Annotated in this window: 1 protein-coding gene; it reads left to right on the forward strand. The window is 74.5% G+C overall.

Annotation, left to right across the window (positions count from 1 at the left end; genetic code table 11):
- Positions 1–846 (forward strand): aldehyde dehydrogenase family protein (locus GTW67_RS06400; RefSeq protein ID WP_161163822.1); only part of this gene is annotated, 846 nt, incomplete at both ends.

Consider the following 846-nt stretch of genomic DNA (forward strand, 5'->3'; position numbering starts at 1 on the left):
CGGGCGGGCGAGCTGTTCACCGAGCACGCCGCCGAGGTGGAGGACTGGCTGGTGCGCGAGGCCGGCTCCGTGCGGTCCAAGGCCGGCTTCGAGGTGGGGCTCGCGATCGGCGAGTGCTTCGAGTGCGCGGGCCTGCCGACGCATCCGCAGGGCGAGGTCCTCACCTCCGAGGAGGCCCGCTGGTCGTTCGCGCGCCGCCGTCCGGCCGGTGTCGTCAGCGTGATCGCGCCGTTCAACTTCCCGCTCATCCTGGGCCTGCGTTCGGTGGCCCCGGCCCTCGCCCTCGGCAACGCGGTGCTGCTCAAGCCCGATCCGCGCACGGCGGTGAGCGGCGGTGTCGTCATCGCCCGGATCTTCGAGGAGGCCGGGCTCCCGGCCGGCGTCCTGCATCTGCTGCCGGGCGACGGCGCGGTCGGCCAGGCCGTGGTCGAGGCCCCCGAGGTGCGGGTCGTCTCGTTCACCGGCTCCACACCGGTGGGCCGGGCGATCGGCGAGCGGGCCGGCCGGCTGCTGAAGCGGGCCCACCTGGAACTGGGCGGCAACAACGCGCTGGTCGTGCTGCCGGGCGCGGACATACAGAAGGCCGCCTCGGCGGGCGCGTTCGGCTCGTATCTGCACCAGGGCCAGATCTGTATGACGACCGGCCGGCACATCGTCCACGAGTCGCTGGTGGAGGAGTACACCGCCGCGCTCGCCGCGAAGGCGGAGGCGCTGCCCGTCGGCGACCCGGCCCGCGAGGACGTGGCGCTCGGCCCGATCATCGACCGCCGTCAGCTGGAGCGGGTGCACGGCATCGTCACCGACAGCGTCGCGGCGGGCGCGAAGGCCGTCGCGGGCGGCGAGATC

Source organism: Streptomyces sp. SID5910, assembly GCF_009862125.1.
Taxonomy (GTDB): domain Bacteria; phylum Actinomycetota; class Actinomycetes; order Streptomycetales; family Streptomycetaceae; genus Streptomyces.